This window comes from Streptomyces sp. NPDC005808 (genome assembly GCF_042871385.1).
GTDB lineage: Bacteria > Actinomycetota > Actinomycetes > Streptomycetales > Streptomycetaceae > Streptomyces.
Window position 1 is genome coordinate 242,367 of record NZ_JBIAIK010000007.1, and the last position, 20,539, is coordinate 262,905.

A 20,539-nucleotide genomic window follows, 5' to 3' on the forward strand; every position below is an offset into this window, starting at 1 on the left:
TTGATCGATCGAGGAAGCCTCCCAACACCCCGTTACGGCCCGTCAGTTACTCGTGTATCCCTCACGTTTCTGCAAGCTCAGCGGTACAGCGGACACCTGCGCGCGACACAGGAAACGCACTGCGGGCCCGCACCCCGAAGGGTGCGGGCCCGCAGCAACTACCGGCTAAAAGCCGACCCGAGCGATCAGCTCTGGCCTCCGGCCAGCTTCTCGCGGAGGGCGGCCAGCGCCTCGTCCGACGCCAGGGCGCCGGAGGTGTCGTCCGACTCCGAGGAGTACGAACCACCCGAGACACCCGCACTCGCAGGACCGGCGACGGGGGCGGCAGCGCCCTCGGCCTCGGCCTGCGCGTCCGCCTCGCGGGACTTGATGACCTGCGCCTGGTGCTGCTCGAAGCGCTGCTGCGCCTCGGCGTACTGGGTCTCCCACACCTCGCGCTGAGCCTCGAAGCCCTCGAGCCAGTCGTTGGTCTCGGGGTCGAAGCCCTCGGGGTAGATGTAGTTGCCCTGGTCGTCGTACGACGCGGCCATGCCGTACAGCGTCGGGTCGAAGTCGACCGAAGCCGGGTCGGCACCGAAGGCCTCGTTGGCCTGCTTCAGCGAGAGGCTGATGCGACGGCGCTCGAGGTCGATGTCGATGACCTTGACGAAGATCTCGTCGTTGACCTGGACGACCTGCTCCGGGATCTCCACGTGGCGCTCGGCCAGCTCGGAGATGTGGACCAGACCCTCGATGCCCTCGTCCACGCGGACGAACGCACCGAACGGAACGAGCTTCGTGACCTTGCCCGGGACGACCTGACCGATCTGGTGCGTACGGGCGAACTGCTGCCACGGGTCTTCCTGCGTCGCCTTGAGCGACAGGGAGACACGCTCGCGGTCCATGTCGACGTCGAGGACCTCGACGGTGACTTCCTGGCCGACCTCGACAACCTCGGAGGGGTGGTCGATGTGCTTCCAGGAGAGCTCGGAGACGTGAACCAGACCGTCGACGCCACCCAGGTCCACGAACGCACCGAAGTTGACGATCGAGGAGACGACGCCGGAGCGGACCTGACCCTTCTGCAGGGTCGTGAGGAACGTCTGGCGGACCTCGGACTGGGTCTGCTCGAGCCAGGCACGGCGGGACAGAACCACGTTGTTGCGGTTCTTGTCCAGCTCGATGATCTTGGCCTCGAGCTCCTTGCCCACGTACGGCTGGAGGTCGCGGACGCGGCGCATCTCGACGAGGGAGGCCGGCAGGAAGCCACGGAGGCCGATGTCGAGGATGAGACCACCCTTGACGACCTCGATGACGGTACCGGTGACGATGCCGTCTTCTTCCTTGATCTTCTCGATCGTGCCCCAGGCACGCTCGTACTGAGCGCGCTTCTTGGACAGGATGAGGCGGCCTTCCTTGTCCTCCTTCTGGAGAACCAGGGCCTCGATCTCGTCGCCGACCTTGACGACCTCGTTCGGGTCGACGTCGTGCTTGATCGAGAGTTCGCGGCTCGGGATCACGCCTTCGGTCTTGTAACCGATGTCGAGCAGGACCTCGTCCCGGTCGACCTTCACGATGACGCCGTCGACGATGTCGCCGTCGTTGAAGTACTTGATCGTCTCGTCGATCGCGGCGAGGAAGGCTTCCTCGTTACCGATGTCGTTGACCGCTACCTGCGGCGTGGTAGAGGTGGTCTCGGTGCTGCTCGTCATGTGGGAAAGGGCTCCGGTACGGACAGTGAGTCGTAGGTACTGCTTACGCCGGGAGCCCGTTTCGCTCTGCAGACGGCCGGACAGCCAAGGAAGCGCCGGATCCGGAAAGTGTTTGTGACAAACACCGCCGGTGGCGCCTCGAAAACCGAGGGGTCATACATACAGATGCGAGCGCGACCTACTACGTCTGAGGTGCGCAGGCCCGCAGCGCAACTTGTAGCATACGGGGGCAGCCGGACAGGGTCAATGCGCGAAGGCGCACACCCGGGGCGGAACACCGCATACCCGGCACAAGACCTGTCTCACGAGGCCACGCGGGCCGTAGTTGACCCCTGCCGTGACGTTCCCGAGACCGGTCGGGACGGAAGTGCCCGCAGACTAGTACGAGGGAGCAGATCATCCAAGAGCCCGAACCGTTCGAGCCCGAAGCCACCCGACGCGACGCGGACGGCACGGAGAGTTCCCGCGCCAATCGCGGCTGGTGGGACCGGAACGCGGACGACTACCAGACCGAACACGGCACCTTCCTCGGCGACGACCGCTTCGTGTGGTGCCCCGAAGGACTCGACGAGGTGGAGGCCGAACTGCTCGGCCCGCCCGAGGACCTCAAGGGCAAGGACATCCTGGAGATCGGCGCCGGCGCGGCCCAGTGCTCGCGCTGGCTGGCCGGGCAGGGGGCACGTCCGGTGGCCCTTGACCTCTCCCACCGCCAGCTCCAGCACGCGCTGCGCATCGGCGGCACCGTGCCCCTGGTGGAGGCCGACGCGGGGGCCCTGCCGTTCGCGGACGGCTCCTTCGACCTGGCCTGCTCGGCTTACGGCGCGCTGCCGTTCGTCGCCGAACCGGTCCGCGTCCTGCGCGAGGTGCACCGGGTGCTGCGCCCGGGAGGCCGTTTCGTCTTCTCGGTGACGCACCCGGTCCGCTGGGCCTTCCCCGACGAGCCCGGCCCCGAGGGCCTCTCGGTCGCCTCCTCCTACTTCGACCGCACTCCGTACGTGGAGCAGGACGAGGAGGGCCGCGCGGTGTACGTCGAACACCACAGGACGATCGGCGACCGCGTCCGCGACGTCGTGGCCGGCGGCTTCCGCCTCCTCGACGTCGTGGAGCCGGAGTGGCCCGCCTGGAACACCCAGGAGTGGGGCGGCTGGTCGCCGTTGCGCGGGAACCTGATCCCGGGCACGGCGATCTTCGTGTGCGTACGAGACTGAGCGGGTGATCCGTTACGACGCTCTGGACCCGCTGCCCGTACGCGGCGCGCTGCCCGGCCTGAACGACTCCCTTCAGGCGCACGGCGCGGCGGTCCTCGTCGCGCCGCCCGGCACCGGCAAGACAACGCTCGTGCCGCTGGCGCTCGCCGGGCTGCTGGACGAGGGTCCGGCCCGCCGTGTCGTCGTGGCCGAGCCGCGCCGTATCGCCGCACGGGCGGCCGCGCGGCGGATGGCGTGGCTGCTCGGCGAGAAGGTCGGCGAGAGCGTCGGCTTCACCGTGCGCGGGGAGCGTGTGATGGGTCCACGCGCGCGCGTGGAGGTCGTCACGACCGGTGTGCTGCTGCAACGCCTGCAGCGGGACCAGGAGTTGGCGGGCGTCGACGTGGTCGTGCTCGACGAGTGCCATGAACGGCATCTGGACGCCGACACGGTGGCCGCTTTCCTGTTGGACGTACGGGCCGCGCTACGCCCCGAGCTGCGGCTGGTGGCCGCGTCCGCGACAACCGACGCCGAGGGCTGGGCCCGGCTGCTGGGCGGGGCGCCGGTGGTCGAGGCCCAGGGGGTCTCGTATCCGGTCGAGGTGGTGTGGGCGCCGCCCGTGCGCCCTGTAAGGCCACCCCATGGAATGCGCGTGGACCCGGTGCTGCTCACCCATGTGGCGTCGGTGGTGCGCCGGGCGCTGGCCGAGCACGAGGGGGACGTGCTGTGCTTCCTGCCCGGGGTCGGCGAGATCGCGCGCGTCGCCGGGCAGTTGGGGGATCTCGGCGCTGTCGAGGTGCTTCAGGTGCACGGTCGGGCGTCGGCCGCGGTGCAGGACGCGGTGCTGTCGGGCGGGGCGGGGCGCCGGGTGGTCCTGGCCACCGCCGTCGCCGAGTCGTCGCTGACGGTTCCCGGGGTGCGGGTGGTCGTCGACTCCGGGCTCGCGCGGGAGCCGCGGGTGGACCACGCGCGCGGGCTGAGCGCGCTGGCGACCGTACGGGCCTCGCAGGCGGCCGGACGGCAGCGGGCGGGGCGGGCCGGGCGTGAGGCGCCGGGGCGGGTGTACCGCTGCTGGACCGAGGCGGAGGACGCGCGTCTGACCCGCTTCCCGGCGCCGGAGATCAAGGTGGCCGACCTGACGGCGTTCGCCCTGCAGGCGGCCTGCTGGGGCGATCCGGACGCGACGGGGCTCGCGCTCCTGGACCCGCCGCCTGGCGGCGCGATGGCCGCGGCGCGGGCGGTGCTGACGGCCGTGGGCGCCGTAGACGCCACGGGGCGGGCGACCGAGCGGGGTGTGCGGATGTCCCGGCTCGGGTTGCACCCCCGACTGGCCCGGGCCCTGCTGGACGCGGCACCCGAGGTCGGCGCGGACCGGGCCGCCGAAGTGGTCGCCCTGCTGAGCGAGGAGCCGCCGCGGGAGTACGGCGACGATCTGGCGGCGGCCTGGCGAGCGGCCCGGCGCGGGGGCGACGCGTATGCGGCCCGCTGGCGCACGGAGTCCCGCCGGCTGCGCACCTCGTCCCCCGCGTCCGCCCCCGCCTCCCGCTCCGAGGCGGGGGACGACAGGGTGGTCGGACTCGTCGCCGCCCTGGCGTTCCCCGAGCGGGTCGCGCGGGCTCAGGGCGGCTCGTACCTGATGGTGTCCGGGACGCGGGCCGAGGTCGGGGACGGTTCGGGGTTGCGCGGGGCGCCCTGGCTCGCCGTGGCTGTCGCGGACCGGCCCGTCGGCGCCGGCCACGCGCGCGTGCGGCTCGCGGCGGTCATCGACGAGGAGACGGCGATGCGGGCGGCGGTGAGCCTGCGCTCCGAGGGCGACGAGGTCCACTGGGCCGACGGTGACGTCGTCGCGCGGCAGGTCGAGCGGCTCGGAGCCGTGGAGTTGGCGGTGCGGCCGCTCAAGAAGGCCGACGCCGGGCTCATACGCAATGCACTGCTGGAAGGGCTGCGGGCGGACGGGCTCGGGCTGCTGCGGTGGTCGCCGGACGCCGAGGTGCTGCGGCGGCGGCTCGCGTTTGTGAATCTGCACCTGGGTGCCCCGTGGCCCGACGTCTCCGACGACGCGCTCCACGCGCGCGTGGACGAGTGGCTGGAGCCGGAGTTGAGCCGCGCCCGGCGACGGGCCGATCTGGCGCGCATCGAGGCCGGGCAGGCCCTCAACCGCCTGCTGCCCTGGGCGACGGGCGAGGCGGCCCGCCTCGACGAACTCGCCCCCGAGCGGATCGAGGTACCCAGCGGGTCCAGGATCCGGATCGACTACGCCGACCCCGAACAGCCGGTGCTCGCCGTCAAGTTGCAGGAGATGTTCGGCCTCCAGAGGTCCCCGGCCGTCGCCGGGGTGCCCGTGCTCGTGCACCTGCTCTCGCCCGCGGGGCGCCCCGCCGCCGTCACCGCCGACCTGGCCTCCTTCTGGAAGGAGGGCTACAAGGCCGTACGGGCCGAACTGCGCGGGCGCTATCCCAGGCATCCGTGGCCCGAGGACCCGGCGACCGCCGAGCCGACGCGGTACACGAACGCGCGGCTCAGGCGCTGACCGGTTCCGGTTCCGCGGCGTCCGTGGACGCGGGGTCGCCCGGCCGGCGGCTGCGTGCCTCCAGGTAGAGGGAGAGCGACGCCAGTCCCGCGCCCAGGACCAGGAAGCCCCAGGGGAGGTGGGTGGTCATCAGCAGGATCAGGGTGCGGTTCGACTTGACCAGGTCGACCGTGTGCTTGGTGTAGTCCTCGCGCATTTTCACGTGCCCGGAGAAGGCGGTCACCTTGTCGCGGTCCCCCAGGAGGGTGCCGCCGCGCAGCTCCTCCTGGTGGATCTCCTCGCCGTAGACGGGTGCTCCGGTGACCGGCTCCACCCAGAACCTGCGGACCGTGGTGTACCAGCGGGTGGTGCCCGTCTCGGCGAGCGAATCCGATGTGACGCCCTCGACGGGCAGGACGTTCGGGAACTCGACCTTGGTCCAGGGGATGGTCTGCTCGAAGTAGTAAACGTTTACGCCCCGGAAGTCGCGGCTGCCCTCGTAGTGGATCGGGGCGGAGGTGCGGGTCTGCGCGTCGAAGTACTCGTAGTCCCTCTTCTCCGTCATGAAGGGCCACTTGAACTCGATGCCCTCGCGGACGACGGGCTCGCCGTCGACGGACTCGCCGGTGGCGTGGACGGGCTCCTGGGTGTGCGCGTCGAAGATGTAGCGCTCGGGGAGCTTGGAGACCATCTCCCCGTCGGGGCCCTGCACATAGGAGAGGGAGTCCCAGACGACGACGTCCCGGCCGGCGGTCTTCTCGATCTTCTCGGAGGCTTCGACGTTTCCCTTGAGGGTCTGCACGATGGTGACCTTGGGGACCTTCTTGGGCGTCATCGTGCCGTAGTCGAGGAGGGTGGCGTCCTTCGCCTCAAGGACCATGTCCTGGTACTGGTCGGCGGGGACCTTGGCCAGGCGCGGGAAGGCGTACCAGCGCAGCAAAGGGGACAGCGCCGCGAAGAACACGGCGAAGGCGAGCAGGATCAGGCTGACCTTGCGGCGCATTTCGGCGTCCTCCCTGTGCGTTATGGGTGCTTGGGCACGGTGGTCAGCAGCGGCTTCGGCGAGGTCTTGCCGACCGGTGAGCCCATGGCCGTGATGGTGAACACCAGGGCGAGCGCGACGGCGAGACCGGTCGCGGCGGCGATGAGGGCACGCATGCGGGGCCTCCCCGGGGGCCGGGAACAGGAGCTGATACCTCGTCAGGTCCGGCACCGTAGCAACGGCGGGGCGAGATGAGAACACGTTGCGCACACAGACGAGGGCGCCCCTCCGCCGGAAGCGGAGGGGCGCCCTGACCGTGCGCGTGCGGACTACGCCGTGGCCGTCGGCTCGGGCTCAGGTTCCGGCTCCGTTGTGGGCGCGGCGGCCACCGTCAGCTCGACCGTCAGCGTCGCTCCGCCCGTGGTGGTGATGCGGAGCAGGAAGGTGCCGGTGGTGTCGTCCGCGTACAGCTTCGGGAGTGTCAGCGCTCCGTCGGCATCCGTGGTGAGGTCCGTGAGGGTGCGTACGGTGTTGCCGCCCGCGTCCTTGAAGTAGGGACCCTTGTCGTTCTCGGTCGCGTCGTCCGCCGACTTGATGAGCGTGGCGGTGGCGGCGACCTTGTCCGCGACGGCGCCGTTGTAGGTGGCCTTCACCTCGACCTGGTCCGCGAATTCGCCGCCCGGCACGCAGGTCAGCGCGGTGTCGGTGGTGCGGACGAGGGTGTCGGCCTGGCGCGGGGTGACGCTTGCCGTGTAGTCGAGGCCGGTCAGCGTGCGGCCCACGACCGTGGTGCGGACGACGAAGTCGCCGGTCTGCTCGCCCGCGACGAGCGCTGGCGCGGTCGCCGTACCCGCGCTGTCGGTGACGACCGTGGCGACGCTCTCGCCGCCGGTGAAGGTGGCGTCGGTGGTGTCGCCGACGATCGTGAACCGCACCCGGACCTTGGCGACTGCCTTGCCCGCCGAGGTTTCGGTCCGCACCGCGACCTGCTCGCCGAACGTGTCGCCCGCCGTCGCGGTGAGCGTCCCGGTGCCCGCGTCCTCCAGGTGGTCCACGGTTTCGGTGGGAGTGGGCGGAACGGGTGGGGTGGACGGCGGGGTGCTCGGCGGGGTGGCGGGGGGCGGGGTCGGGCTGTTGGTGCCGCCGCCCGGAGTGGGCGGGGTCGGCTTCGGCGGGCTCGGCGGGGTCGGCGTGCTCGGCGGGGTCGGACTCGGACTCGGCGAGATGACGGCCCCGTCGGAGTCGTCACTGCGGTTCGCGGGCAGCGTGCCGGTGCCGTCCGGTACCTCGTGGGTGCCCTTGCGGTAGTACTCCAGCCACGACAGGACCGTGTTGAGGTACTCGGTCGAGTTGTTGTAGCTGAGGATCGCGCTGTCGAGGTCTGCCTGGTCGGACAGGTTCCAGTCGAACCTGCACAGGTAGTTGCCCGCCGCGAGCGCGGCGTCGTAGATGTTGTTGGGGTCCTTCTTGCCGTCGTCGTTGCCGTCCTCGCCCGCCCACTCCCAGGTGGACGGGATGAACTGCATCGGGCCGACCGCACGGTCGTAGGTGCTGTCGCCGTCGTACGCGCCGTCGTCGGTGTCGCTGATGTTCGCGAAGCCGTTGCCGTTGAGGACCGGGCCGAGGATCGGCGTGATCGTGGTGCCGTCGGAGGTGACGTTGCCGCCGCGGGCCTGACCCGACTCGACCTTGCCGATGGCGGCGAGGAGCTCCCAGGGCAGGTTGCAGCCCGGCTTGGAGGCACTCAGCGAGGCCTCGGCCTGCTTGTAGGCGTCGAGGACGGTCGCGGGTATGCCGGCCTCGGCCTCACCGGTGACGGCAGGGGTGCCGATGGTCGGCGTCGGGGCGGGGGTGTTCAGCGGCGGAAGATCCGTGTAGTACGGCGAGTTACCGGTGGCACTGCCGTCGGGCGTGGACTCGGCGTCGGCGCCGGTGGTCTGTCTGCCCTGGTCGTCGGTGGCCACTCCCGGGGCCTGGGAGGCGGACAGAGCCGCGACAGCGACCGCGGCCACAGCCGTCGTCATCGCTCCCTTGCGCAGCCTCGTGCCGAAATGCGCCACCATCGAGTGAGTCCCTCCCATGGACGACCACTTACGCCCCTCTTGCCGCGCGGTTTGTTACCGTGCGCGCACTTCTGGTGCGTCTTCTTCTGTGTTCTCTGCTGTTGTCTGTCCTGGCGTTCGACCGTGTTCCCCGCCACGGCGACCCAGGCGACCCTACGACAACTCCTGTCGACCGGGCACCCGTTCGTGCCCGATTTTCACCAGTTGGCCACGCCTGGTTGTGCGGTGGGCAGCTCACTGCGTGCCCTCTCGGCGAGTTCTCACGCGTCCCTCATAATGGGCGTCCGCCGGGCCGCCCGGGATCACCGCGATCGGCCTACCCGGCCAACGTAAGCCACAGGGAGACGACTTGCCCTTCACTCTCAGCCACGCGGCGGCCGTACTGCCCGCCGTGCGCGCCGACGGAAGCGGTCGCGGCCGGCTGGTGCCGACGGTCCTGGTAGCCGGTTCGTTCGCTCCCGACATGACCTATTACGCGGCAAGTGTGCTGCCCGGAGGGATGGAGTTCGGCGCCTTCACACACTCCTTCACCGGCGTCCTCACCTTCGACGTACTCGTCGCCTGGGCGCTCGCGGGCACGTGGCTGGTGCTGCGTGAGCCGCTGGTGGCGCTGCTGCCGCGGGCCCGGCAAGGGCGGGTCGCGGGGCTGCTGCGCTGCGGGGCGCCACGGAGTCGGCTGAGTCCGCCGGCGGTGTGGTGGTGGTACGCCTCGGCGGCGCTCGGCGCACTGACGCATGTCGTGTGGGACGCGTTCACGCATCACGACCGGTGGGGTGTGGAGCTGTTGCCCCTTCTGGGGCGGGAGATGGCGGGTTCGCCGCTGTACTGGTACGCGCAGTACGGCAGTTCGGCGGTGGCGGCCGGCGCCATCGCCCTCTTCGTGGTGGTGGCGGTACGGCGGACGCCCTCGGGCGAGCCCGTGGGGGTGCCCGTACTGTCCGGTTCCGACCGATGGGCGGCCGGTGCGGTGATCGGGGGTGCGCGCTGGTGGGCGCGGTGCAGCGGGCCTCGCTCTGGATGGCCTCCCGGGGCGCCGACGCGAAGGCCTGGGAGTGGATCCCGACGCTGTGTTTCGGCGCGGGCGCCGGACTGGTGCTCGGCCTCGCCCTGTACGCGGTCGGGGTCAGGATGTGGCGTCCGGCTCCGGCTCGTCCCAACCCGGCAGCGGTCCGTACGGAGCCGAGCCGTCCGGCTCCTCGCTGATCACGTTCTCCGGAGTGGGGCTCTGCACCGGGCCGCGCTTGTGGCGCAGGCCGCGGTGCACGGCCTGCGCGATGCGCTCGATGGTGCGCACTCCGTACGCCATCGTCGGGTTGTCGTGCGACAGGACGACGATGCGGTACGTGCGGTGGGGGCCGGTGAACGCGCCGACGCTGTGCACACGCCAGCCGTGCGTGGCGCGCGGCAACCAGCCGTTCTTGACGTGGGCCTTCAGCCCGCTCGGCATGCCCGCGGGCACCCCCCAGCGCTGATCGCGGCGGACCTGGCTGAGCAGCTTCAGACCGTAGGCGCGGGTCTTCAGGAACGAGCGGGAGTTCGTGAGCACCGCCAGCAGCCGCATCTGGTCGGCTGCCGTGGTGCGGGTCAGGCCCCAGTAGCCGTTGGGGCCGAGGGCCGTTCCAGTCGTCCCGGCGCGGGTCAGGAAGCGGCTCAGGCGGGCGCGCCCGAGGTCGGCCCACAGGCGTACGGCGGCGGTGTTGTCGGACCTGGTGATCATCGGGCGCAGGTTGACCCGCTCCCAGTCGGTGAGCTTGCGCCCGCGCTCCTCCGCCCGGCGCAGCGCGCCCTCCATGATCACTACCTTGGCGACGCTCGCCGAGTCGTACTGCCGCGTGCTCGCAAGGGCGCAGGTCAGCCCGGTGTCGTCGTCTCGGACCGCCACGGACACGGTGCCCTGGCGGGACGACAGCGCCGCCCGGATGTCGCGGGACATCCGGGCCGCTAGGTCGGGGTCACGGGTGGAGCGGCAGGCCGCGGGCACCTGAGCGGTGCTCGCGTCCGCGGCGACCGCGGGGATCGGCACGAGGAGCGCCGATACGACGGCCGTGGCTATGACCGTACGACGGTTGAGCATGCGTATACCCATGCCCGCATCCTTACGGGCGGCTCGGGCGCGAGGCCCCTTTGCGAGGGCCACGCGAGTGAAACCGACCGGGTCGGCGGGCCTCCCCCAAGTGCCCCGCATCGGTCCCCCGCCCACTGGACAGGCGGAGCGGGGGCGACCGCCCCACCGCCCCACCGCCCCGCGGTGAACGAACCGCCTGCCCGGCGGAGCGCTAGTGCGCCGCCGATTCCCAGTCGTCCCCGGAGCCGATGGAGACGTCCAGCGGGGCCTGGAGCTGGACGGCCGACGCCATCTCTCGGCGGACCAGTTCCTCGGTTCTGGCGCGCTCACCGGGGGCGATCTCCAGGACGATTTCGTCGTGGACCTGGAGGAGCATGCGGGACTTGAGATCGGCTTCCCGCAGGGCACGGTCCACGTTCAGCATGGCGATCTTGACGATGTCGGCGGCCGTGCCCTGGATGGGCGCGTTGAGAGCCATCCGCTCGGCCGTCTCACGCCGCTGGCGGTTGTCGCTGTTGAGGTCGGGGAGATGCCTGCGGCGGCCGAAAAGCGTCTCCGTGTAGCCCGTGGCACGGGCCTCGTCGACAGCGCGGCGCAGATAGTCGCGTACGCCGCCGAAGCGCTCGAAGTACGTGTCCATCAGCCCGCGCGCCTCACCCGCGTCGATGTTCAGTTGCTGGGAGAGGCCGAAGGCCGACAGCCCGTACGCCAGGCCGTACGACATCGCCTTGATCTTGCGCCGCATCTCCGCGTCGACCCCGGACCGCTCCACGGAGAACACCTGTGAGGCGACCGTGGTGTGCAGGTCCTCGCCGGACGTGAACGCCTCCAACAGGCCCTCGTCCTCGGACAGATGGGCCATCACACGCAGTTCGATCTGGCTGTAGTCGGCAGTCATCAGCGACTCGAAACCCTCGCCGACCACGAAGCCGCGGCGGATCGCGCGACCCTCGTCGGTGCGGACCGGGATGTTCTGCAGATTCGGGTCCGTCGACGACAGGCGGCCCGTCGCGGCCACCGTCTGGTTGAAGGTGGTGTGGATACGGCCGTCCGCCGCGATCGTCTTGATCAGGCCCTCGACCGTCGACCGGAGCCGCGCCTGCTCGCGGTGCCGGAGCATGATCACCGGAAGTTCGTGGTCGGTCTGCCCGGCCAGCCAGGCCAGCGCGTCCGCGTCCGTCGTGAAGCCCGTCTTCGTCTTCTTCGTCTTGGGCAGGTCGAGCTCGCCGAAGAAAACTTCCTGGAGCTGCTTGGGTGAGCCGAGGTTGAACTCGTGGCCCACGGAAGCGTGCGCCTCCTTCACCGCCTGCTGCACGGCCGCCCCGAACATCTGCTCCATGGCTTCCAGATGCGTCCGGTCGGCGGCGATGCCGTGCCGCTCCAGGCGGGCCAGCAGTGCGGACGTCGGCAGCTCGATGTCGCGCAGCAGGCCGGCGGCGCCGACCTCCTCCAGCTTCTCGCCGAACGCCTCGCCCAGGTCGAGGATCGTGCGGGCCTGCACCATCAGCGCGTCGGCCTCGGCCCGCTCGTCGGTGCCGAAGGCGAGCTGCCCGTCGGCCGCCGCGGCGGGCCCCAGCTCCCGGCCGAGGTACTCCAGGGACAGCGCGTCAAGGGCGAAGGAACGGCGCCCCGGCTTCACCAGGTACGCCGCGAGCGCGGTGTCCATGGACACGCCCTCGACAGTCCAGCCGTGCTCGGGGAAGACCCGCATCGCACCCTTGGCGTTGTGCATGACCTTGGGCTTCTCGGGGTCGGCGAGCCACTTCGCGAACGCGTTCTCGTCGGCCTCGTCCAGCTGCGTCGGGTCGAACCACGCGGCCTTGCCGTCGGCCGTCGCGAGCGCGACCTCGGCCACCGCGCCCGTGCCCAGCGCCCAGGAGTCGACCGTGGCCAGGCCCAGCACCGCTTGGCCGTGCTCGTCGAGCCACGGCTTCAGCTCGCCCGCGCCGAGCACCGCGCCGTCGAGTTCGACGCCCTCGGTGACCGGCCGGCTGTCCTCCGTCTCCTCCGCTCCCGGGTCGACGGCGAGGAGCCGCTCACGCAGCGACGGATTGCGGATCTCCAGGGTGTCCAGGACCATCGCCACCGCCTTGCGGTCGTACGGAGCGCGCTCCAGGTCCGTGACCGTCCTGGGCAGCTCCACGTCCGTCACCATCTCCGTGAGACGGCGGTTGAGCTTCACCGACTCCAGATGGTCGCGGAGGTTCTGCCCGGCCTTGCCCTTGACCTCCTCGACGCGCTCGACCAGCTCCGCGAACGAACCGAACTGGTTGATCCACTTCGCCGCCGTCTTCTCGCCGACACCGGGGATGCCCGGCAGGTTGTCGGACGGGTCTCCGCGCAGCGCCGCGAAGTCGGGGTACTGCGCCGGAGTCAGCCCGTACTTCTCGAAGACCTTCTCCGGAGTGAAACGGGTCAGCTCCGAGACACCCTTCGTCGGATACAGCACCGTCGTGTGCTCGGACACCAGCTGGAAGGAGTCACGGTCGCCGGTGACGATCAGCACGTCGAAACCCGCGGCCTCGGCCTGCGTGGCGAGCGTCGCGATGACGTCGTCCGCCTCGAAGCCGTCGACCGCGAAACGCTCCGCGTGCATCGCGTCGAGCAGCTCGCCGATCAGCTCGACCTGTCCCTTGAACTCGTCCGGGGTCTTCGACCTGTTCGCCTTGTACTCGGTGAACTCCTCGGAGCGCCACGTCTTGCGGGAGACGTCGAACGCCACCGCGAAGTGCGTGGGCGCCTCGTCGCGCAGCGTGTTCGCCAGCATCGACGCGAAGCCGTAGATCGCGTTCGTCGGCTGGCCCGTCGCGGTGGTGAAGTTCTCCGCGGGCAGCGCGAAGAACGCGCGATACGCCAGCGAGTGCCCGTCCATGAGCATCAGCCGCGGACGCGTCTCGCCGGAGGTGCTGTCGGTCTTCTTCGATGCTGTCTCTGCCACGACCCCGATCCTGCCACGTGCCACTGACAGTGAGAGCCCCCGCGGCCGGGCACAGCCGTTGTCGCCGCCCCGTGCGAGGATTCGAAGGGGTAGGAAAGGCCGGGGCCCGCGGCGGCAGCCGCCGGTGTCCCAGCCCGGGAGAACACAGCACACATGCAAGCGAAGGGGTCCCCAGCGATGGTCGGCAAGCCGCCCAAGAGCGATCCGGTTCAGGACGCGCCGCAGGTCGCCGAGCCGAAGCACGCGGCAGCCGGCCTCCCCGCCGTCGGGCACACCCTGCGCATCGCCCAGCAGCAGATGGGCGTGCGGCGCACCGCACTCACCCTCCTGCGCGTCAATCAGAAGGACGGCTTCGACTGCCCGGGCTGCGCCTGGCCCGAGCCCGAGCACCGGCACACGGCGGAGTTCTGTGAGAACGGCGCGAAGGCGGTCGCCGAGGAGGCCACCCTGCGCCGGGTCACCCCGGACTTCTTCGCCGCACACACCGTGGCCGACCTCGCCGGCCGCAGCGGCTACTGGCTGGGCCAGCAGGGCCGCCTCACCCACCCCATGTATCTGGCCGAGGGCGCCGACCACTACGAACCGGTGCCCTGGGAGCGGGCCTTCGACATCGTCGCCGAGGAACTCGCCGCGCTCGGCTCCCCCGACGAGGCCCTCTTCTACACCTCAGGGCGCACCAGCAACGAAGCAGCCTTCCTCTATCAGCTGTTCGCCCGCGAACTCGGCACGAACAACCTGCCCGACTGCTCCAACATGTGCCACGAGTCCTCGGGTTCCGCCCTCTTGGAAACCATCGGCATCGGCAAGGGCAGCGTCCTGCTCGAAGACCTCTACAAGGCGGATCTGATCATCGTCGCCGGGCAGAACCCCGGCACGAACCACCCCCGCATGCTCTCCGCGCTGGAGAAGGCCAAGACCAACGGCGCGAAGATCATCACGGTCAATCCGCTGCCCGAAGCGGGACTCGAGCGCTTCAAGAACCCCCAGACCGCCCAGGGAATGCTCAAGGGCGCCGCCCTCACCGACCTGTTCCTGCAGATCCGCCTCGGCGGCGACCAAGCCCTCTTCCGTCTCCTCAACAAACTCGTCCTGGAGGCCGACGGAGCAGTCGACGAGGAGTTCATCAGCGAACACACCCACGGCTTCGAGGACTTCGCCGAAGCCGCCCGCGCCGCCGACTGGGACGAGACACTCACCGCGACCGGCCTCACCCGGGAGAAGATCGACGAAGCCCTTCGCCTGATCCTCGACTCCCGGCGCACCATCGTCTGCTGGGCGATGGGCCTCACCCAGCACAAGCACGCGGTGCCGACGATCCGCGAGGTCGTCAACTTCCTTCTGCTGCGCGGCAACATCGGCCGCCCCGGCGCCGGCGTGTGCCCGGTGCGCGGCCACTCGAACGTGCAGGGCGACCGCACGATGGGCATCTTCGAACGGCCCGCCCCCGCCTTCCTCGACGCCCTTGAACGGGAGTTCGGGTTCACCCCGCCGCGCAAGCACGGCTACGACGTCGTACGAGCCATCCGCGCACTGCGCGACGGCGACGCCAAGGTCTTCTTCGCGATGGGCGGCAACTTCGTGTCCGCGTCCCCCGACACCGAGGTGACCGAGGCCGCCATGCGCCGCGCCCGCCTCACCGTGCACGTGTCGACGAAACTGAACCGCTCACACGCCGTCACCGGCGCGCGTGCCCTGATCCTGCCGACGCTCGGCCGCACGGAGCGGGATCTTCAGGGCAGCGGTGAGCAGTTCGTGACCGTCGAGGACTCCATGGGCATGGTGCACGCCTCACGCGGCCGCCTGGAGCCGGCCAGCGAGCACCTGCTGTCCGAACCGGCCATCGTGTGCCGCCTCGCACGCCGCGTCCTCGGCCATGAATCCCGCACGCCCTGGGAGGAGTTCGAGAAGGACTACGCGACCGTCCGTGACCGCATCGCACGCGTGATCCCCGGCTTCGACGACTTCAACGCGCGCGTGGCCAACCCTTCGGGCTTCACGCTCCCGCACGCCCCGCGCGACGAGCGGCGCTTCCCGACAGCCACCGGCAAAGCCAACTTCACGGCCGCACCCGTCGAGTACCCGAAGCTCCCCGAGGGCCGCCTGCTCCTGCAGACCCTGCGCTCGCACGATCAGTACAACACCACGATCTACGGCCTGGACGACCGCTACCGAGGCATCAGGAACGGCCGCCGTGTCGTCCTCGTCAACCCTGACGACGCCCGGTCACTGAACCTCGCGGACGGCTCGTACGTCGACCTCGTCGGCGAGTGGAAAGACGGCGTCGAGCGCCGCGCCCCCGGCTTCCGCGTCGTCCACTACCCCACCGCCCGGGGCTGCGCGGCCGCCTACTACCCAGAGACCAACGTCCTGGTGCCGCTGGACGCGACCGCCGACACCAGCAACACCCCTGCCAGCAAATCCGTCGTCGTACGTCTGGAACAATCGGGAACCGACTGAGCGTTTGCTCAGTGAGTCGGTGGGCTTGATCCACCGCAGAGTGATCCCACACAGTGGTCCAACACAGTGTTCCCGCACAGTGATCCCACCGTGTTTCCGCACAGTGATCCACGACGGACGGAGTCGGGCCCGATGGGCGAGCAGCGCAGCGTGAAGTTCCCGCAAGAGGTCATCGACGAGTACGCGTCGCTCGGCGTCGACCTGCCCGCCCTCTTTTCCGCGGGCGACCTCGGCACCCGCATGGGCGTCCAGCTCATCGAGGCCTCCGCCGAGCGCGTCGTCGCCACGATGCCGGTGGAGGGCAACACCCAGCCCTACGGCCTCCTGCACGGCGGCGCCTCCGCCGTCCTCGCCGAGACCATCGGCTCCATCGGCGCGATGCTGCACGGCGGCAGCTCCAAGATCGCCGTGGGCGTCGACCTGAACTGCACCCACCACCGCGGGGTGCGCTCCGGCCTGGTCACGGGCGTGGCCACCCCCGTACACCGGGGCAGGTCCTCGGCGACGTACGAGATCGTCATCACGGACGAAGCCGACAAGCGCGTCTGCACCGCCCGGCTGACCTGCATGCTCAAGGACGTCCCCACCGGCTGACACACCCACTCGAAGAGGCGCCCACGGCTGACCGCCCTGAGTCAGCCGTCCGGCACGAGCCCTGGGCGGCCCTCACCGGGCGGGGCGCGCAAGACGGTCCTGGTCCGCGAGATACCGCCGGCGGTGGACCAGGGCGCGGGACACCAGGAAGACCAGCACGCCGTCGAGGGTGTGCCACAGAAAGTGCGTACCCAGCGGCAACGCACCGCAGATCCCCTCGTCGACCGTGCGGGCGGTCAGCGCGAGCGCGAACACCACGGCCGCCACCGCGAACTGCCGCCACTGCGCGGCCCTGCCCGCATTTCGCGACCCGGGGGCACGCGCCGGTAGGACCTGACGTCGGCGAGCGCGCGTCGGTTTCACACTCCCCCATCCTGTCCGGTCCCCATCCGTTGATCCCGGGCACCCCGCGGCTTAGCGTCAACCTATGCGAACGGCGCGAACCCCCTGGACGAGGACGGCGCTCCGGTTCGGCCTGGCACTCCTGACCGGCGGCCTGGTGGTCACCGGCTGCGGGGAATCCGGAGCGATGGACGGAGCGACGGACGGGGCAACGGACGGGGGGACGGCAGGTGAGACGCGGACCCCCACCACCCCGTCACCGTCCTCCACGCCACCGCAGGACCTGTGCACGCAGCTCGTCGCGCACTGGTCACGGGAGGCACTGGACCAGAACACCTACGGGGACTACCAGTCGATGGGCCTGTCCAACGGGCAGTACGAGATCCTGAGGAAAGTCGTCGACGCCGCCCGGGCCGAAGAGAAGCGCGAAGGCGAGGAGGCGGCCGAGCAGTTGATCGACCGTCAGGCACGCGAACTGTGCGAGCAGCGCTACCGCGACGGCACCCCGAGCGGAGGTCCCTGGCAGTGAGCGGCATCGGTCCCGTCGAGCCGGGCCAGGGCACCCACGCACGGGACACCCCCCTGCCTGCCAAGATCGCGCCGGGCCGCCTCACGCACTGGTACGACCGTCACCGCCGCGCCGCACTCGTCACCGCCACGTCCGTCGCCGTCATCGTCGTCGGCGGCTCTCTCTACGCCACCCGCCCCCGGCAACCGCCGCCGCCCGCCCCGCCGTACCCCTCCCAGGTGACCGATGTCGCCTACGCCGGCCGTACGGAGCCACCCACGGACGGGCCGCGCGGTGCTTTCACCTTCGCCGTGGAGGTCACCGTGCGTTCCGGCCCGCCCGTCACCGTGACACGGATCGGACAGCCCTCCGCCGGCCTCCACCTCACCTCCGTCCCACACCCTCCGTTCCGGACAGGGACCGGTTTTCCGCACCGGATCACGGTCACCGTGCACGTGAGTGAGTGCGCGAAAGCGCCCCGGAACGCCGGGCTCCCTTTCCTCGATGTAACTCTACGTAATACGCAGGCAATACAAGTGCACAGCTACATCCTTGGTGAGCGATACGCACAAGACCTCTCAGAAGCCCTTCAGGTAGCCTGCGGCAACAATTCCGGGTCATCACCAAAGTCCTAGAACACTCCTGAACACACCCCTCCGAGTCCTGCACGTTCTCAACATGCGGACAGGGCGAATCAGCCTGAATTCCACTGTTCCACCCACTCAGTACCGCTCTGCATTACCTCGTGTCATAACAAGAGCGTCACAGCCTTCCCCAGACCCTCCTCCATGTTCCCTAGACCCGCTTAGAGTCACGCCCAGTCACCGCTCCAAGGATTCGAAACCATTTCGGCTCAGCGCAGCGCTCGACTCGGCGCCTTCCATGGGGGAGGGCCGCGCCAGGGAAAGGACTGACCGTGCGTCAACGTTCGTTCATCGCCATCACCGCCGCGCTGGCGGCGGGAGCACTCACCCTGACCGCCTGCGGCTCACGCGACAACGACGGCGGCTCGAGCTCCGACAGTGGCACCACCGTCACCATCGGCGTCGACGCCCCGCTGACCGGCGACCTGTCCGCTCTGGGCCTGGGCATCAAGAACTCCGTGGACCTCGCCACCAAGCAGGCCAACGAGCAGAAGTACGTCGACGGCGTCACCTTCAAGATCGAAGCCCTCGACGACCAGGCACAGCCCTCCTCCGGACAGCAGAACGCCACCAAGCTCGTCGCCGACGACGCCGTCCTCGGCGTGGTCGGCCCCCTGAACTCCTCCGTCGCGGAGTCCATGCAGAAGGTCTTCGACGACGCCAAACTCGTCGAGGTCTCCCCCGCCAACACCAACCCGGCCCTCACCCAGGGCACGGACTGGAACACCGGCACGAAGACCCGCCCCTACAAGTCGTACTTCCGCACCGCGACCACGGACGCCATCCAGGGCCCCTTCGCCGCGCAGTACGTCTACAACGACTCCAAGAAGAAGAAGGTCTTCGTCATCGACGACAAGAAGACCTACGGCGCCGGCCTCGCCGCCACCTTCACCGAGGAGTTCAAGAAGCTCGGCGGCACCGTGGCCGGCACCCAGCACATCGACCCGGACACCAAAGACTTCTCCGCCATCGCCACCCAGGTGAAGAGCTCCGGCGCCGACGTCGTCTACTACGGCGGCGAATACCCGCAGGCCGGCCCGCTCAGCAAGCAGATCAAGGCCGCAGGCGCCAAGATCCCCGTCGTCGGCGGCGACGGCATCTACAGCGCCGACTTCATCAAGCTGGCCGGCGCCACCGCCACCGGCGACCTCGCCACCTCCGTCGGCGCCCCGGTCGAGGACCTCGCCTCCGCCAAGGAGTTCGTCGCCAACTACAAGGCCGCGGGCTACAAGGAGGCCTACGAGGCGTACGGCGGCTACTCCTACGACTCCGCCTGGGCGATCATCGAAGCCGTGAAGAAGGTCGTCGAGGACAACGACGGCAAGCTCCCGGACGACGCCCGCGCCAAGGTCACCGCCGCCATGCAGAACGTCTCCTTCGACGGCGTGACCGGCAAGGTCTCCTTCGACGAGTACGGTGACGCGACCAACAAGCAGCTCACCGTCTACGCGGTCGAGAACGGTGCCTGGAAGGCCGTGAAGTCCGGCACCTACACAGGCTGACCCTCCACCCGCACCACCCACGAGCCGCGCGGGGCGCTGCACCACAGGCGCCCCGCGCGGACTCGCATCCGGCCCCCACTCGTCGAAAATCCGACGTCCGAACGTCTCGGAGGACATGCGGTGAACGAACTGCCGCAGCAGCTGGTCAACGGCCTGCTACTGGGATCCATGTACGGGCTCGTCGCCATCGGCTACACAATGGTCTACGGCATCGTCCAGCTCATCAACTTCGCCCACGGCGAGATCTTCATGACCGGGGCCTTCGGCGCCCTCACGGTCTACCTCTACATCCTGCCCGACGGCACCACCATGTGGATCGCGCTGCCCCTCATGCTCATCGGCGCCATCGTGGTCTCCACCACCGTCGCCGTAGGAGCGGAACGGTTCGCCTACCGCCCGCTGCGCACCGCCCCTCGCCTCGCGCCCCTCATCACCGCCATCGGCCTCTCCCTCGCCCTCCAGCAGGCGGTATGGGCCTGGTACCCGAACGCCAAGTCCGCCATCACCTTCCCGAGCATCCCCGGCGGACCCTTCGAGATCGGCAGCGTCACCATCCAGACCGGCGACGTGTTCCTCTTCGTCGCCGCCCCCATCAGCATGGCGATCCTCGCCTACTTCGTGATGAAGACCCGCACCGGACGCGGCATGCAGGCCACCGCCCAGGACCCGGACACCGCCAAGCTCATGGGCATCAACACCGACCGCATCATCGTGGTCGCCTTCGCCCTCGGCGCCGCCTTCGCCGCCATCGGCGCCGTCGCCTACGGCTTCAAATACGGCCAGATCGACTTCCGCATGGGCTTCATCCTGGGCCTCAAGGCCTTCACCGCCGCCGTCCTCGGCGGCATCGGCAACATCTACGGAGCCATGATCGGCGGCCTCGTCCTGGGCCTCGCCGAAACCATGGCCACCGCCTACATCGCCGACGTCCCCGGCATGTCGCAGCTCGGCGGCCAGTCCTGGGCCAACGTCTGGGCCTTCGTACTTCTCATCCTCGTACTCCTGTTCAGGCCACAAGGCCTGCTCGGTGAGCGCGTGGCGGACAGGGCGTGACACC

Annotated in this window: 14 protein-coding genes and 1 pseudogene; 8 read left to right on the plus strand and 7 right to left on the minus strand. The window is 69.9% G+C overall.

Annotated features, from left to right (window positions below; genetic code table 11):
* Positions 1-185: 185 nt before the first annotated feature.
* Positions 186-1,691 carry a 30S ribosomal protein S1 gene (gene rpsA / locus ACFYPC_RS18125; protein WP_388676860.1) on the minus strand — a complete coding sequence of 502 codons (1,506 nt, stop codon included), beginning with the start codon at positions 1,689-1,691 and terminating at the stop codon, positions 186-188.
* Positions 1,692-2,089: 398 nt separating this feature from the next.
* Here rpsA and ACFYPC_RS18130 point away from each other — a divergent pair, with 398 nt between their 5' ends.
* On the plus strand, positions 2,090-2,899 hold the full coding sequence (locus ACFYPC_RS18130) for a class I SAM-dependent methyltransferase (protein WP_388677296.1): 810 nt from the start codon (positions 2,090-2,092) through the stop codon (positions 2,897-2,899).
* Between the two features lie 4 nt (positions 2,900-2,903).
* Positions 2,904-5,408 carry an ATP-dependent helicase HrpB gene (gene hrpB, locus ACFYPC_RS18135; protein WP_388676863.1) on the plus strand — a complete coding sequence of 835 codons (2,505 nt, stop codon included), beginning with the start codon at positions 2,904-2,906 and terminating at the stop codon, positions 5,406-5,408.
* Here the strand turns inward: hrpB and ACFYPC_RS18140 are convergent.
* The 3 genes from ACFYPC_RS18140 to ACFYPC_RS18150 form a co-directional block, all read right to left on the minus strand.
* A complete protein-coding gene (locus ACFYPC_RS18140; RefSeq protein WP_388676866.1) occupies positions 5,398-6,390 on the minus strand; it encodes a DUF3068 domain-containing protein in 993 nt (330 codons plus the stop codon). The genes hrpB and ACFYPC_RS18140 overlap by 11 nt on opposite strands.
* A 20-nt stretch (positions 6,391-6,410) precedes the next feature.
* A complete protein-coding gene (locus ACFYPC_RS18145; RefSeq protein ID WP_388676869.1) occupies positions 6,411-6,545 on the minus strand; it encodes an SPW_0924 family protein in 135 nt (44 codons plus the stop codon).
* 153 nt (positions 6,546-6,698) lie between these two features.
* The gene (locus tag ACFYPC_RS18150) at positions 6,699-8,432 is read right to left on the minus strand and encodes a lytic transglycosylase domain-containing protein (protein WP_388676872.1); all 1,734 of its coding nucleotides are present in this window, start codon (positions 8,430-8,432) and stop codon (positions 6,699-6,701) included.
* A 349-nt stretch (positions 8,433-8,781) separates the two neighbouring features.
* On the opposite strand from ACFYPC_RS18150, the pseudogene ACFYPC_RS18155 reads away from it, so the two are divergent.
* A pseudogene (locus ACFYPC_RS18155) lies at positions 8,782-9,635 on the plus strand (DUF4184 family protein).
* Here ACFYPC_RS18155 and ACFYPC_RS18160 read toward each other — a convergent pair.
* A complete protein-coding gene (locus tag ACFYPC_RS18160; protein WP_388676874.1) occupies positions 9,556-10,518 on the minus strand; it encodes a serine hydrolase in 963 nt (320 codons plus the stop codon). The pseudogene ACFYPC_RS18155 and the gene ACFYPC_RS18160 sit on opposite strands and share 80 nt — an antisense overlap.
* A gap of 190 nt (positions 10,519-10,708) precedes the next feature.
* Positions 10,709-13,435 carry a DNA polymerase I gene (gene polA, locus ACFYPC_RS18165; RefSeq protein ID WP_388676877.1) on the minus strand — a complete coding sequence of 909 codons (2,727 nt, stop codon included), beginning with the start codon at positions 13,433-13,435 and terminating at the stop codon, positions 10,709-10,711.
* 177 nt (positions 13,436-13,612) lie between these two features.
* Here polA and ACFYPC_RS18170 point away from each other — a divergent pair, with 177 nt between their 5' ends.
* Positions 13,613-15,892: an FdhF/YdeP family oxidoreductase gene (locus tag ACFYPC_RS18170; RefSeq protein WP_388676880.1), complete on the plus strand. Its 2,280-nt coding sequence runs from the start codon at positions 13,613-13,615 to the stop codon at positions 15,890-15,892.
* 132 nt (positions 15,893-16,024) lie between these two features.
* Entirely contained in the window at positions 16,025-16,486 is a 462-nt protein-coding gene (locus ACFYPC_RS18175) for a hotdog fold thioesterase (protein ID WP_388676882.1), read from the plus strand.
* Positions 16,487-16,558: 72 nt separating this feature from the next.
* Here the strand turns inward: ACFYPC_RS18175 and ACFYPC_RS18180 are convergent, their stop codons facing one another.
* On the minus strand, positions 16,559-16,849 hold the full coding sequence (locus ACFYPC_RS18180) for a hypothetical protein (protein WP_388676885.1): 291 nt from the start codon (positions 16,847-16,849) through the stop codon (positions 16,559-16,561).
* A gap of 64 nt (positions 16,850-16,913) precedes the next feature.
* Here ACFYPC_RS18180 and ACFYPC_RS18185 point away from each other — a divergent pair, with 64 nt between their 5' ends.
* From ACFYPC_RS18185 to ACFYPC_RS18195, 3 genes are all read left to right on the plus strand, one after another.
* The gene (locus ACFYPC_RS18185; RefSeq protein WP_388676888.1) at positions 16,914-17,357 is read left to right on the plus strand and encodes a hypothetical protein; all 444 of its coding nucleotides are present in this window, start codon (positions 16,914-16,916) and stop codon (positions 17,355-17,357) included.
* A gap of 895 nt (positions 17,358-18,252) precedes the next feature.
* Positions 18,253-19,482: a branched-chain amino acid ABC transporter substrate-binding protein gene (locus ACFYPC_RS18190; RefSeq protein ID WP_388676891.1), complete on the plus strand. Its 1,230-nt coding sequence runs from the start codon at positions 18,253-18,255 to the stop codon at positions 19,480-19,482.
* 120 nt (positions 19,483-19,602) lie between these two features.
* Positions 19,603-20,535 carry a branched-chain amino acid ABC transporter permease gene (locus ACFYPC_RS18195; protein WP_388676894.1) on the plus strand — a complete coding sequence of 311 codons (933 nt, stop codon included), beginning with the start codon at positions 19,603-19,605 and terminating at the stop codon, positions 20,533-20,535.
* Positions 20,536-20,539: the final 4 nt, after the last annotated feature.

Bases quoted from the DNA above. Each gene is read 5' to 3' on its own strand.
- ACFYPC_RS18140 (WP_388676866.1), bottom strand. From the start codon at position 6,390: ATGCGCCGCAAGGTCAGCCTGATCCTGCTCGCCTTCGCCGTGTTCTTC.
- ACFYPC_RS18150 (WP_388676872.1), bottom strand. From the start codon at position 8,432: ATGGTGGCGCATTTCGGCACGAGGCTGCGCAAGGGAGCGATGACGACG.
- rpsA (WP_388676860.1), bottom strand. From the start codon at position 1,691: ATGACGAGCAGCACCGAGACCACCTCTACCACGCCGCAGGTAGCGGTC.
- ACFYPC_RS18160 (WP_388676874.1), bottom strand. From the start codon at position 10,518: ATGGGTATACGCATGCTCAACCGTCGTACGGTCATAGCCACGGCCGTC.
- ACFYPC_RS18185 (WP_388676888.1), top strand. From the start codon at position 16,914: ATGCGAACGGCGCGAACCCCCTGGACGAGGACGGCGCTCCGGTTCGGC.
- ACFYPC_RS18175 (WP_388676882.1), top strand. From the start codon at position 16,025: ATGGGCGAGCAGCGCAGCGTGAAGTTCCCGCAAGAGGTCATCGACGAG.
- ACFYPC_RS18170 (WP_388676880.1), top strand. From the start codon at position 13,613: ATGGTCGGCAAGCCGCCCAAGAGCGATCCGGTTCAGGACGCGCCGCAG.
- ACFYPC_RS18145 (WP_388676869.1), bottom strand. From the start codon at position 6,545: ATGCGTGCCCTCATCGCCGCCGCGACCGGTCTCGCCGTCGCGCTCGCC.